Annotated in this window: 12 protein-coding genes; 9 read left to right on the forward strand and 3 right to left on the reverse strand. The window is 41.3% G+C overall.

Annotated elements, in window-relative coordinates:
* Window positions 1–34: 34 nt before the first annotated feature.
* Complete coding sequence (locus tag DXB77_RS02810; protein ID WP_117822011.1) at window positions 35–469, forward strand: Hsp20/alpha crystallin family protein; 435 nt, start codon at window positions 35–37, stop codon at window positions 467–469.
* A 159-nt stretch (window positions 470–628) separates the two neighbouring features.
* On the opposite strand, the gene DXB77_RS02815 is transcribed toward DXB77_RS02810, so the two are convergent.
* Entirely contained in the window at window positions 629–1,267 is a 639-nt protein-coding gene (locus DXB77_RS02815) for a lactate utilization protein (protein WP_117807283.1), read from the reverse strand.
* Between the two features lie 15 nt (window positions 1,268–1,282).
* Entirely contained in the window at window positions 1,283–1,726 is a 444-nt protein-coding gene (locus tag DXB77_RS02820) for a hypothetical protein (RefSeq protein WP_118662603.1), read from the reverse strand.
* A 103-nt stretch (window positions 1,727–1,829) separates the two neighbouring features.
* Between DXB77_RS02820 and DXB77_RS02825 the strand changes: the two genes are divergently transcribed.
* The 5 genes from DXB77_RS02825 to DXB77_RS02850 all read left to right on the forward strand — a co-directional run bounded on the left by DXB77_RS02825 (window position 1,830) and on the right by DXB77_RS02850 (window position 6,539).
* Window positions 1,830–2,969 (forward strand): serine/threonine-protein kinase, encoded by a 1,140-nt coding sequence (locus DXB77_RS02825; RefSeq protein ID WP_117807285.1) that lies wholly within the window; start codon window positions 1,830–1,832, stop codon window positions 2,967–2,969.
* A gap of 157 nt (window positions 2,970–3,126) precedes the next feature.
* Window positions 3,127–3,507, forward strand: a complete 381-nt coding sequence (locus tag DXB77_RS02830; RefSeq protein ID WP_008401935.1) for a hypothetical protein — start codon at window positions 3,127–3,129, stop codon at window positions 3,505–3,507.
* Window positions 3,508–3,899: 392 nt separating this feature from the next.
* Window positions 3,900–4,625: an ATP-binding cassette domain-containing protein gene (locus DXB77_RS02840; protein WP_117785816.1), complete on the forward strand. Its 726-nt coding sequence runs from the start codon at window positions 3,900–3,902 to the stop codon at window positions 4,623–4,625.
* An 18-nt stretch (window positions 4,626–4,643) separates the two neighbouring features.
* Window positions 4,644–5,561 carry a SufD family Fe-S cluster assembly protein gene (locus DXB77_RS02845; RefSeq protein WP_117807287.1) on the forward strand — a complete coding sequence of 306 codons (918 nt, stop codon included), beginning with the start codon at window positions 4,644–4,646 and terminating at the stop codon, window positions 5,559–5,561.
* A 105-nt stretch (window positions 5,562–5,666) separates the two neighbouring features.
* Complete coding sequence (locus DXB77_RS02850) at window positions 5,667–6,539, forward strand: phosphoribosylaminoimidazolesuccinocarboxamide synthase (RefSeq protein ID WP_021944088.1); 873 nt, start codon at window positions 5,667–5,669, stop codon at window positions 6,537–6,539.
* A 362-nt stretch (window positions 6,540–6,901) separates the two neighbouring features.
* Here the strand turns inward: DXB77_RS02850 and DXB77_RS02855 are convergent, their stop codons facing one another.
* Window positions 6,902–8,599 (reverse strand): polysaccharide deacetylase family protein, encoded by a 1,698-nt coding sequence (locus DXB77_RS02855; RefSeq protein WP_182439420.1) that lies wholly within the window; start codon window positions 8,597–8,599, stop codon window positions 6,902–6,904.
* 418 nt (window positions 8,600–9,017) lie between these two features.
* Here DXB77_RS02855 and DXB77_RS02860 point away from each other — a divergent pair, with 418 nt between their 5' ends.
* The 3 genes from DXB77_RS02860 (at window position 9,018) to DXB77_RS02870 (ending at window position 13,056) form a co-directional block, all read left to right on the forward strand.
* The gene (locus DXB77_RS02860) at window positions 9,018–10,400 is read left to right on the forward strand and encodes an MATE family efflux transporter (protein ID WP_243100130.1); all 1,383 of its coding nucleotides are present in this window, start codon (window positions 9,018–9,020) and stop codon (window positions 10,398–10,400) included.
* Window positions 10,401–10,590: 190 nt separating this feature from the next.
* A complete protein-coding gene (locus DXB77_RS02865) occupies window positions 10,591–11,988 on the forward strand; it encodes a sodium-dependent transporter (RefSeq protein ID WP_118662607.1) in 1,398 nt (465 codons plus the stop codon).
* Between the two features lie 285 nt (window positions 11,989–12,273).
* The gene (locus DXB77_RS02870; RefSeq protein WP_117807291.1) at window positions 12,274–13,056 is read left to right on the forward strand and encodes a ZIP family metal transporter; all 783 of its coding nucleotides are present in this window, start codon (window positions 12,274–12,276) and stop codon (window positions 13,054–13,056) included.
* Window positions 13,057–13,242 lie beyond the last annotated feature (186 nt).

A 13,242-nucleotide genomic window follows, 5' to 3' on the forward strand; every position in this document is an offset into this window, starting at 1 on the left:
AATCAGAAATATAGATAGAAATGGGGTAATTAGGATGGATAGACCAAGTATTTTTTCAGATAATTTTGAGATGATGAATGGCTTCTTTGATGATTCCTTCTGGGGCAGCCATTCCGGACTTCGTACCATGACTACAATGGCAACTGATATATTCGAAACAAAGGACGGATATGAGATAGAGATGGATCTGCCGGGATTTCCAAAGGAAAGCATCAAGGCAGAATTAAAAGGTGGTTACCTGACAATTCTTGCCAGCTATACTGGACAGGATCGTGAAGACAGGGAAGGAAGCTATATCAAAAAGGAACGGTATTCCGGTCATTATAAGAGAAGCTTCTATGTCGGCGACAAAGTCAGTGAACAAGATATTAAAGCAAGATTTGCAAATGGTGTTCTGTATGTCTATGTACCAAAATTCGACGACCAACCGGAAGTAGAAGAAAAGAAGATTATCTCGATAGAAGGATAACGGACAAATTTTAGGGGCTGTTTATTATAATGTAGCAAGCCTGTCCGAGCGCCGGTACTTAGGTTGCGTATTTTGCAACCTTATGTACCGTTGCGTTGAGGATAGAACGAAAGTGTCTTGCGCAATAATAATAAACAGCCCCTGAAATTTGTCTGTTTTCTAAAATCCCAGATCTTCATTTACAAGGATGACCTTGATACGTCCTTTGTGCTTGGAATAGCGGGTGGTTAAGAACTGGCAGCAGACTGTTTCCGGTGACAGACAGTTTGCGCATTCGCCGGTTGTACTGCAAGGGGTTGAAAGTCCGAAGCGCTGTGCATTGATCGGAGCTGCTTCATTTCTTGCACGGCTTAAAGCATCTTCTTCTGTCCGTACTACCTTGTTCATTCCTGTGATCACGATAACATGGGAAGGACCATAGACGATGGCAGCCACACGATTTCCATTGCCATCGATATTTACCATAATGCCGTCTTCGGTGATTGCATTACAGCTTGTTAAGAAGTAGTCAGCGAAGAAACATTCTTTGGAGATCCGGTCTTTTTCCTCCGGTGTTTTTGCTGCATCACGGTTCAGCTCTTTGTAGTTTCCCTCGATAAGAGCATCTAAAAGTCCGGTTGCTTTTACGGTCATGGAACCGCCCCAGCCGACAGAGCTTCCTTCCGGGATCAGACTCAGTGCAAGCTCCTTAGCTTCTTCCTTTGTCTGGACATAGAAGCCTTCCATATTTCTGGCAGCCAGCTTGTTTATCATGGCTTTCGCCAGTTTGTCGTTTCTCATGTTTCTAAAAGTATCCATTTGATATACCTCCGTTTATTCAGGGAAATCCAGATTATTTTCCGCAAAGAAATTCATCACTTCAAATGCAGAAGTACAGTTCTGATTGATACATACGATCAGGGCAGCATCCTGTGGAAATTTGGGATACAACACGGCATTTCCGGAGATTGTAAGTGCACGTTGGATCTCTTTCAAATTCATTCCGGCGCATAATGCCAGAAGAACCAGCTTGTATTTTCCGGGATGTGGTTTCCTGCCGTTTAAGATCTGATAAGCATAGCCGCGGTCCAGATTGCTTCGTTTTATGACATCGGCGGTCAGAAACCCCGGGTGATCTTTAAAGTAAAGATTAAAATAATCCTGCAGATTGTCACAGGACATATCATCTGCATGAGATGTTATATATGATTTAAAATGTATATTTGAATCATCGGTTGATAATTCATTCAGCAGATCTGTTGTTCTGGTCGTTTTCATGATTAATCCTGCATTCTTTCCCTTGATAATTTTTATCAGTACCATATAATATTTATTATACTTGTCGATAAAGCAATTTCAAGATAAACAATAGGAAAATGATATGAATTTAGAAATACAAAGTCGTCTGTCCTTTTATCGCAGACTGGAAGAAGTAGAGCATAAAAAGGGAATTTCTCTGGTGCGGCATATAGAGACCGGACAGATTTATGTAGAAAAAGTGCTGACGCAATATGATAAATCTATATATGATTGGCTACAACAATCAAAACTCCCTTACGTTCCGCAGATTTATGAATGTATGGAAGAGGATGGTACGTTATATCTGATCGAAGAATACATACAGGGGATCACGCTGGAAACATATATTGAACAGTTTGGATGTCTGGATTTGGATGCTGCCGGAAGAGTGATCGAATATCTTTGCCGGACATTGGAAAAACTGCACAGACATATACCGCCGATCGTACACCGGGATATCAAGCCGACAAATATAATGCTTCAGGGGGATTTCAAAAAGGGACATGGTATTGTATCTGTATATCTGATCGATTTCAATACTGCAAGAGTTTTTGACGCAGAAAGGAATCGGGATACCGAGTTGATCGGTACAAGAGGATTTGCAGCTCCGGAGCAATACGGTTTTTCGCAGTCAGATGCGCGGACAGATATCTACGGACTTGGCGTGTTATTAAATTATATGTTGTGTGGAAAATTGATCCGGGATGGAATTTACGCAGATCATCAGGAAGTGTCACAGATCATCCGGAAAGCAACCCAGATCGATCCGGAGAAACGATATCAGACAGCAGAGGAAATGCTCGATGCGATGCAACAGAGCATGATTTTAGATGAAGCTACAGATAAAGTATCCTTGAATGATAAATCCCGCCCGGCATGGACTCGTTTCCTGCCACCGGGATTTCGGGAAGGAAAAATCCTGAATATGGTTGTTGCAGCCATTTATTATATATTTTGGATGTATTTCTGTCTGACAGTAGAAGTAAAAGATCATGGAGAACCGCTCTCCGGAACTTGGTTATATGTAAATCGCTTTGTGTATTTTATGATGTTTATTATTACTCCGTTTTTTTGGAATAATTATCTGGACGTTTGGAATTATTTCCCGCTTGTGCGCTCACCGAAGAAGATATGGAAGCTGGTTGGATTGTTTTTATATACGCTGGCATGGTTTTTTTTAGTGATGTTTGTATTCGTTATAGTAGAGGATATATTCCGATAGTGTGCTGTCAGCACACCAGCTCTTTCTGAAAATTTTATAAGATAGAATATGCAGTGGTTGTAATTATATCAAAATACCCTGAATGATGACTGATACAGGGGGATTTTAATATAATAGCAAGAACACTTATAACAGCAGAAAGAGGAGAGAATTTATTATGGAAAAGACAAAGCAACCTTTATCAACATTCAGACTCGTAGCAGGGATCATAACGATCGTGTTATCAGTCTTAGTAACATTTCAGTCCTGTGCGGCAGGATTATCAAATGCACTGGAAGAAAACGGGGAATCCGGAGGCTCTGCAGGTGTATTACTTGCAGTTTGTTTCCTTGTTGCAGGAATTGTTGGAATTGTAACCAGAAAGTCAACCGGAGCAGGCGGTGCATTCACAAGTGCAGGCTTCTACATAGTCGGTGGTCTGATCGGCCTTATATGTGCAGGTTCCTATGCTGATTTAGTAATCTGGGGCGTTATCTCCGTAGCATTCGGCGTTATATTCATAATCGCAGGCGTATTAACAAAGAAGAGAAATTCTTAATTTATATAAAACGTCTATAAAAAATAAGTCCATCCGGTTGTGTGTGGGGGGGATGACTGTATTCACCCTATATGACTTTTATGAGGATTTCGTTGTGAGCTGCACATTGTCAGTAAATACGAGTGCCTGTCTGAGCCGAAGGCGAGTTGGCACAGGAGTATTTACGGATCAGACATGTGCAGAGAACAGAAACCGCAGTAAGTCATATAGGGTGAATACAGTCATCCCCCCCCCACACGCAACCGGATGGACTTATTTTGTCCTCAGAAGAATATCACGCATACTTCCACCGGAAACCGGAAAAAATACTAAAAGAATATTGGAATATAGGGGATTTTAGGATATACTATAAAACAGTGTGTTTAAAAAATACAAACAGCGATGGAGGAACTATGTTAGAGTTAAAAAACATCTCATATATTGTAAATGAGGATGGAAAAGAGAAAGCAATATTAAAAGACATTAACCTTACAGTAAACGAACATTTCGTAGCAATTACCGGACCTAACGGTGGCGGTAAATCAACACTTGCGAAGATCATAGCCGGAATTATCAAGCCAACAACCGGACAGATTCTTTTAGATGGAGAAGATATTTCAGAGCTGAATATAACAGAACGTGCAAAGAAAGGAATCAGCTATGCATTTCAGCAGCCGGTTCATTTTAAAGGGCTTACTGTAAAAGATCTGGTATCTATAGCATCCGGCAAAACACTGAATGTTTCACAGATCTGCGAGATCCTTTCCGAAGTTGGTTTATGTGCAAGAGATTATGTGAACCGTGAAGTAAATGCAAGTCTTTCCGGTGGTGAGTTAAAACGTATTGAGATCGCCATGATCATTGCAAGAGGTACGAAGCTGTCATTATTTGATGAGCCGGAGGCAGGCATCGACCTGTGGAGCTTCAACAGTCTGATCAAGGTATTTGAAAAGATGCGTGAAGAGATCAACGGAACGATTCTGATCATTTCCCATCAGGAGCGGATCCTTAATATAGCAGATAAGATCGTTGTGATCGCAAATGGTCATGTTGATGCAATCGGAAGCAGAGATGTGATCATGCCAAGACTGACTGGTGAATCAGCCACTTGCAAGGTGCTGGAAGAAAAACAGAAATAAGTTGTGAGGTAACAGAACATGGATTTAATTCAGAAGAGTTTATTGCAGCAGGTAGCAGGACTTCATGATGTACCGGAGGGCGCATATAACATTCGTGTCAACGGACAGCTTGACAGCAGAAATACAACTGCAAATATAGATATTGTAACAAAAGAGGATAAGCCGGGAATCGATATCATCATTAAACCGGGAACAAAAAATGAGAGTGTGCATATTCCGGTTCTTTTGAGTAAGAGCGGTCTGCAGGATATGGTATACAATGATTTCTATATCGGAGAGGACTGCGATGTTACGATCGTAGCCGGATGTGGTATCCATAACTGTGGTGTGGACACCTCCAAGCATGACGGCATCCATACTTTTTATATTGGTAAAAATGCAAAAGTAAAATACATCGAACGACACTATGGTGAGGGAGATGGAAATGGCGAGAATATCATGAATCCGGAAACCATCGTGCACTTGGAAGAAGGGGCCTCGATGGAGATGGAGACGACTCAGATCAAGGGAATTGATTCGACTGTCAGAAAGACCGGCGGTGATCTGAAGGATAACGCATCATTAGAGATCAGGGAGAAGATCATGACACATGGCAAACAGTATGCAAAGACTGATTTTGTTGTGGATTTGAATGGAAAAGGCTGCAGTGCAAATGTAGTATCCAGATCCGTTGCAAGAGATCAGTCCAGACAGGAATTTTTCTCCACGATCAATGGCAATAATGAATGTAAGGGTCACAGTGAATGTGATGCGATCATTATGGATAGCGCAAGCGTATCAGCAAGTCCGAAGCTGACGGCAAATAACATTGATGCAAACCTGATCCATGAAGCAGCGATCGGAAAGATTGCAGGCGAGCAGCTGGTCAAGCTGATGACGCTTGGGCTGACAGAGGCAGAAGCGGAAGAGCAGATCATCAATGGATTTTTAAAATAAAAGCGTTTACAATAAATCATATAACCTATTTGACATTAAAGGTAGATAGTGATAGTTTGTAAGAGTAAAAAATACAAATCATAAAATCATAGCGAGGTATCAAAAATGCAGGAAATGAAACCGATTAAAGAGGGTAAAGTACGTGAGATTTATGATAATGGTGACAGCCTTATCATGGTAGCAACAGACCGTATCAGTTGTTTTGATGTCATTTTAAAGAACATCGTTACAAAGAAGGGTACAGTCCTGACACAGATGTCCAAATTCTGGTTTGATATGACAGAAGATATTCTTCCAAACCATATGATCTCGGTTGACGTAAAGGATATGCCTGAATTTTTCCAGCAGGAGAAATTTGACGGAAACAGTATGATGTGCAAGAAACTGGAAATGCTCCCTGTTGAGTGTATCGTTCGTGGTTATATCACAGGAAGTGGCTGGGCAAGCTACAAAGAAAACGGTACAGTATGTGGTATCAAGCTTCCGGAAGGATTAAAAGAATCCGATAAGCTTCCGGAACCAATCTACACACCTTCCACAAAGGCAGAGATCGGAGATCATGATGAGAATATCTCATACGAGCAGAGTGTTGAATATCTGGAAAAGAGATTTCCTGGCAAGGGCGAAGAATATGGCGCAAAGCTTCGTGACTATACGATCGCTTTATATAAGAAGTGTGCAGAATATGCATTATCAAGAGGTATCATCATAGCAGATACCAAGTTCGAGTTTGGTCTGGATGAGAATGGCAATATCGTTCTCGGTGATGAGATGCTCACACCGGACAGCTCCCGTTTCTGGCCTGCGGAAGGATATGAACCGGGTCATGGTCAGCCATCCTTTGATAAGCAGTTTGCCCGTGACTGGTTAAAGGCAAATCCGGATAACAACTGGGAGCTTCCTGACGAGATTGTTCAGAAAACAATTGACAAATATCTTCAGGCATATGAGCTTCTCACAGGCAAGCCTTTAAAGTAATAAGTAATAGAAAAATAATAGAATAGTACTTAATTTTATTAGGCGGTATAGGTACGCAGGATTGTATTTATACCGCCTGAATTAATTTTCTGAATATTCAACAAAATGTCTGTAAAATCTGACAATTATGGGTTGACGCTTGAAAAATGGCATGCTATAGTCAGCTCATAAGAAATACAACAGATAAAAAATTACCAGGGGTTTTATGGTGATTATAATAAAAAGATGGAATCTTATTACAATGGGGTAGTAAGATTCCATCTTATTTTTTGCGTTGTCAGGGAGATTCTCATTATAAGAAATCCCATTCTGTAAAGCGGAAATATGTGTGGGAGCCTGTTTCAGGACAAGATTCCTGTGTATTATCTGAATGAATTATAGGACTGCCCGGCTTCCATTGTTACACCACGAAGCTCAGCCATTTCGCTGACAGTTACAAGCTGATAACCATTTTCAATCAGCTTCGGAATGAATGTCTGTGAGGCAATAGCGGTTGACTGGTGAAGGTCATGTATCAGAATGATCGCTCCGTCATAAGCACCATCCACAACTCGTGTGATCGTAGTAGGAGTGCTTCTGGTTTCCCAGTCTCTGGTATCCACAGACCACATGATCATTGGAAGACCTACATTCTCACGTACAGTATCATTGACGCAGCCACCAGGCGGACGCATCAGAGTAGGAGCAACTCCGATCTCACGGATGATCGCATCTGATCCCTTTTTGATCTCTTCTTTGACTCCGTCTGCGGATAATCTGTTTAACCATGCGTGATCATAGGTATGTGTACCGATCTCGCAGCCGAGTGCATATTCCCGTTTCAGGTAAGAACTGTATGTGGAGCAGCGGTTTCCAACAACAAAGAAGGTTGCAACTGCATTATATTTTTCCAGTGTGTCCAATACCAGTGGTGTGTATGGAGAAGGACCATCATCGAAGGTCAAGGCAACCATTTTCTTATTTCCATCTACCGTTCTGTAGATAACACCCTTGTCATTTGCGACATACAGGCAGTTGCCGATCTTAACTCTGCCGGTCAGTAATGTACCATCTGATTTAAAATAATATCTGTCTTTTCCAATCGTCTGCATCCCATATGCCATGGTTCCGTTTTCTTTGTAATAATAGGTTTTGCCGTTTATCTTCTGAAAACCGGTTGCCATGGTTCCGTTTGCCTTAAAATAATAATTGCTGCTGCCAACTTTCTGGACACCGACAGCCATAGTTCCATTATCATGGAAGTAATAAGTTTGGCCATTCAGTTTTTTAAATCCTTTTGCCATGACACCCCGTTTGGTAAAATAATAGGTATGACCGTTTAATTTCTGGAAGCCGGTTAACATACAACCATTTTCTTTGAAGTAGAATGTTTTATTGTTTAAGGTCTGAAAACCGGTCTGCATGATACCATTCTGGTTGAAATAATACATGTTCCCTTTTATTCTGAGAAATCCGGTTGCCATAGCCCCGCCTTTTTTACGGAAATAATAGGTATGCCCGTTTAATTTCTGGAAGCCTTTTTTCATGGCACCTTTGTCTGAGAACAGATAGGTATGTTTTCCAATCGTATGCTTTCCGGTGTAGGCAGCACCGCTGGAACCGAAGTACATTTTATTTCCTTTTTTTGTTGTAAACCAGGAATTGGTAAGTAATACACCTGTCTTTGGATTTAGGTAATATTTTTTTCCGGTATAAGGACTTTTGTACATGCCTTTTCGCATACGTCCGATTTTGGAAAAAATATAAGTCTTACCTTTGATCGCCTGTTTGCCCTTCACGGCTGTACCATTTTTCCGGAGATAATAGGTATTTCCCCTTTTGGTCGTATACCAGCCGTTTTTCTGCATGATACCCTTACTGTTAAAAATGTAGGTGTGCCCGTTGATCGTTACCCGGCCTTTCGCCTGCTTCCCATTTTTATAGTAATAATGGGTTCCGTTCTTTTCTTTGACAAAACCGGATGATTGTTTTTTCCCGGCTGCCTGACTGGTAAATCCGGCACTCAGGAGTGTCGGGATCAGGATCAGAGCGGCAAAAATCAGTAAAATTTTTCTTTTCATAGATATGTTCTCCTTCCTGTTGCTGTAATCGTATTTTTCTATGAATACAACCCATACTAGCATAAAAAAATCAGGCAGGCTACCCAAAATTATCTTAACAATCGGTAATAAGTGCATAACATTTTTTTTGTAATAATTTTCAAATAAAACAGTAACAGGATATCTACAGAAAAGTATATTTTTCAGAATCTGGCGTAGAAATTTGTAACAAGGCAGTACTTAAATAATAAAAAAGACGGATGAAAGAGAAAAGAACACGATGGAAAAAGATATGGCTTGCAAGTAAATTCTGGGATGAGTATAATGCAGTATTGGTGTGTTGCGTCCGGAACATGACAGACAGAAATGAAAGGACGGAAATACACATGCAAATGAAATTACAGTGCAGATAGAAAATGAAAGCAGGAAGCGTATGGTTATGCATAGAAGAAAACGGGATACAAGTACATATTTATTTTCCAATAAAGATTTGGTCAGATTATATGTGCCATTGATCATTGAACAGATGCTTGCGATGTTAGTCGGACTTGCAGATTCGATCATGGTATCTTCGGTAGGGGAATCGGCTGTTTCAGGTGTATCGCTGGTAGACAGTTGTTTTCAGTTGATCATCAATCTTTTTGCAGCACTTGCGACCGGGGGTGCGGTTACGGTCGGACAGTATCTTGGACAGAAGAATAAAGAAAAGGCGGGAGAGGCAGCTACACAGCTCATATGGTTTTCGTTGATCCTGTCGCTCGGAGTCATGACGCTAATGTATGCAGGCAAGGGACTGATCCTAAATCATGTGTTTGGTCAGATCGAAGCAGATGTATATGGTCATGCAGATACTTATATGATGATCGTAAATGCATCGATTCCGTTTCTGGCACTTTATAATGCCGGTGCGGCTATTTTCCGTTCCATCGGTAATTCTAATATATCCATGCGGGTATCTCTGATCATGAACGGGATCAATGTAGTGGGAAATGCCATTTTGATCTATGTATGCAAATGCGGAACGGAAGGCGTTGCGATTCCTACTCTGGTTTCCAGACTGGCAGCAGCGGTTATCATGATCATATTGCTGATCCCGAAGAAAAGTGCACAGGCGAAGCAGGACAGTACACGTATTTATATAAAGAAAAGTCTGCATTATCGGGCGAACTGGCATATGTTGAAAAGCATTCTGTTGGTAGGTATTCCAAACGGACTGGAAAACAGTATGTTCCAGCTTGGTAAGATTCTTGTGCTCAGCCTTGTCTCAACATTTGGCACATATGCGATCGCTGCAAATGCAGTCGGTAATGTGATTGCCGGATTCCAGTTGATGGCTGGTATGGCCGCTTCCCTTGCCATGGTCACAGTAGTATCAAGATGCGTGGGAGCAGGAGATTACGAGCAGGCAAAATATTATACGATCAAAGTTCTGGTCATGGCATATATGTGTATTATAGTTACGGTATTGTTTACATTTGCGGTTCTTCCTCTGGTCATGAAAGCGTATGGACTATCTTACGAAGCGCAGTCTGCTGCCGAGAAGATCCTGATGCTTCATGGTATCGCGGCATCTACGATCTGGCCGGTAGCATTTACGCTTCCATGTACATTTCGTGCAGCCGGTGATGTTAAGTATAGCATGATCGTATCCATCTGTACGATGTGGATCTGCCGTATCGTGTTCAGTTATGTGCTCGGCAAATATATGGGTATGGGTGTATTTGGTGTCTGGGTCGCCATGATCATGGATCAGTTCGTACGTGGCGTGCTGTTCATCCGGCGGTACCTAAGCGGCAGATGGATCGGCAAAAAGGTAATCTGACCGTATGCGGCACAATATGAGTAAGTTAGTAGAAAAAGTAGAATTTTTCAGATGACAGAAGATTGTTTGGTATGCTATATTAAAAAGGTGTTTGTTCTATGAGAGAATTTGGAGAAGCTTCCATAGAATCTAAGAGGATAACAAATAAATTAGAAAGAGTCTGTGATATACAGACAGGGGTAAACAAAATATGGAAAAGAAACGTAATACTTTTTCAGGCTCGCTTGGATTTGTCCTTGCGGCCGCGGGAAGCGCAGTAGGACTTGGAAATATCTGGCGTTTTCCATATCTTGCAGCAAAGGATGGCGGTGGACTGTTCCTGGTCATATACCTGATCCTTGCACTGACATTTGGATATACACTTTTGGTGACAGAAGTATCAATCGGTCGGAAGACCAAGCAGAGTCCGCTTACCGCTTATAAGAAGCTGAATAAGAAATGGGGATTCCTTGGAATCATTGCAAGTCTGGTTCCGGTTATTATTTTCCCATATTACATAACGATCGGCGGCTGGGTTGTCAAATACTTCCTCGCATTTTTAACCGGTAAGGGTACAGAGGCAGCGCAGGACGGTTATTTTACAGGTTTTATTACATCAGATATCGAACCGGTCATTTTGATGTTGATATTTCTTGCTGTTACGGCATTTATTGTATTTCGTGGTGTTAATAAAGGAATTGAATCTTTTTCCAAGATCATCATGCCGTTGCTGATCATTCTGGTTATAGGAATCGCGATCTTCTCCATAACGATCAAAAAGACCGGAGATGATGGAATTGTCAGAACCGGTGTAGAAGGTTTGAAATTATATCTGATTCCGAATCTGGACGGACTTACTGTGAAAAGCTTCTTTACGGTATTATTGGATGCAATGGGACAGTTATTCTTCAGTCTGTCTGTTGCCATGGGTATTATGATCGCTTACGGTTCTTATGTAAAAGATGATGCAGCTCTGAATAAATCAGTTGGACAGATTGAGATTTTTGATACGGTTGTAGCATTTCTTGCAGGCGTTATGATCATTCCTGCTGTATATGTATTCTCAGGAACAGAGGGAATGGCACAGGGTCCAAGTTTGATGTTCGTATCACTTCCGAAAGTATTTGCCCAGATGGGTAAGGTGGGAAATGTGATCGGTTGTCTGTTCTTTGCAATGGTATTATTTGCGGCATTTACCAGTGCAGTGTCTGTCATGGAAGCAATCGTGGCAAGTATCATGGATGAATTCCATACAAGCAGAGCAAAGGCCGGTATTATTGAGTTGATTATCGCGATCATTGTTGGAACGATCGTATGTCTTGGATATAACAAGCTGTACTTTGAAGTAAAGCTTCCAAACGGATCGATCGCACAGATCCTTGATATCATGGATTACATTAGTAATAACATTATGATGCCGATCGTAGCAATCGGAACCTGTATCCTGATCGGATGGATTTCCAAACCGCAGACGGTTATCGAAGAAGTGCAGAAGAACGGAGAAAAATTCAGCAGAAAAGGTATGTATGTGGTTATGGTGAAATTCATAACACCGATCCTGTTGTTTATCCTGTTCTTAAAGTCGATAGGCTTATTGACATTTATTTAAAGCTGTAAAATATAAATAATTTGTCAGCGATATTAAGTTTTCAAATGAATATTATCTAATATAGACCGATCGTCGGAAGCCGGATATTAAATCTTGCATCGACGGTCGGTTTTGTAATATGAAATATATTGAAGAATCTGTGGCAGACAGACCTCAAATGATAGAAAAATACAGATAAGAAAAAAACAGGTCATGGCATAATTAACAGTATTCCGCTATAATAAGGAAACAGAGGAGAGATGATTCATATAATAAATGGAAATAATTTATGGAGCGTGAATATATATGATATTAAGTTTAATTGTTGGTCTGGGACTGCCGCTTCTTGGAACGACGGCAGGAGCAGCCTGTGTATTTTTTATGAAGAAACAGATGAATTTGTTATTGCAGAAAGCATTGTCCGGATTTGCGGCGGGTGTTATGGTGGCTGCATCTATCTGGAGCCTGCTGATCCCGGCGATGGAGCAGTCGGAAGCAATGGGGAAGCTTGCATTTCTTCCGGCAACTATCGGTTTCTGGCTGGGAATTATTTTTTTATTACTGATCGATACTCTGATGCCACATTTACATATTGACAGTAAGGAGGCAGAGGGGGTCAAGAGCAATTTCAAACGTACGACTATGATGGTATTTGCGATCATCATACATAATATTCCGGAAGGAATGGCAGTCGGTGTTGTCTATGCCGGATGGATCAGTGGCAGCACGAACATTACGTTGACGGCGGCACTTGCATTATCCATCGGTATTGCGATCCAGAATCTTCCGGAGGGAGCGATCGTGTCAATGCCGCTTTGTTCGGAAGGCTGCAGTAAACCGAAAGCATTTGGCTATGGATTCTTTTCCGGTATCGTAGAGCCAATCGCAGCGCTGCTTACGATTGCACTTTCTTCGATCATGGTACCGGTGCTTCCGTATTTTCTGGGATTTGCGGCAGGAGCTATGCTATATGTTGTAGTTGAGGAATTGATACCGGAGATGGCAGAGGGTGAGCATACGAATCTTGGTACGATCATGTTTGCGGTAGGATTTTCATTGATGATGGTGCTTGATGTAGCACTTGGATAAGAGAACAGTCAGAACGTGAAAATGCAGGTTATGGTTATTGTAAAAGGATAACTATATGCTGCATTTTTATGATTTGTATAACTATATAACTGCATTTTTATGGCAGTTGATATTTTCGGAGTGTTCCACTATACTGTTATTAGGTATAGCTTGAAGCATAACAAAGGTCTGCTCACAGATATATTG

Source organism: Clostridium sp. OM05-9, from assembly GCF_003481465.1.
Taxonomy (GTDB): domain Bacteria; phylum Bacillota; class Clostridia; order Lachnospirales; family Lachnospiraceae; genus Coprococcus; species Coprococcus ammoniilyticus.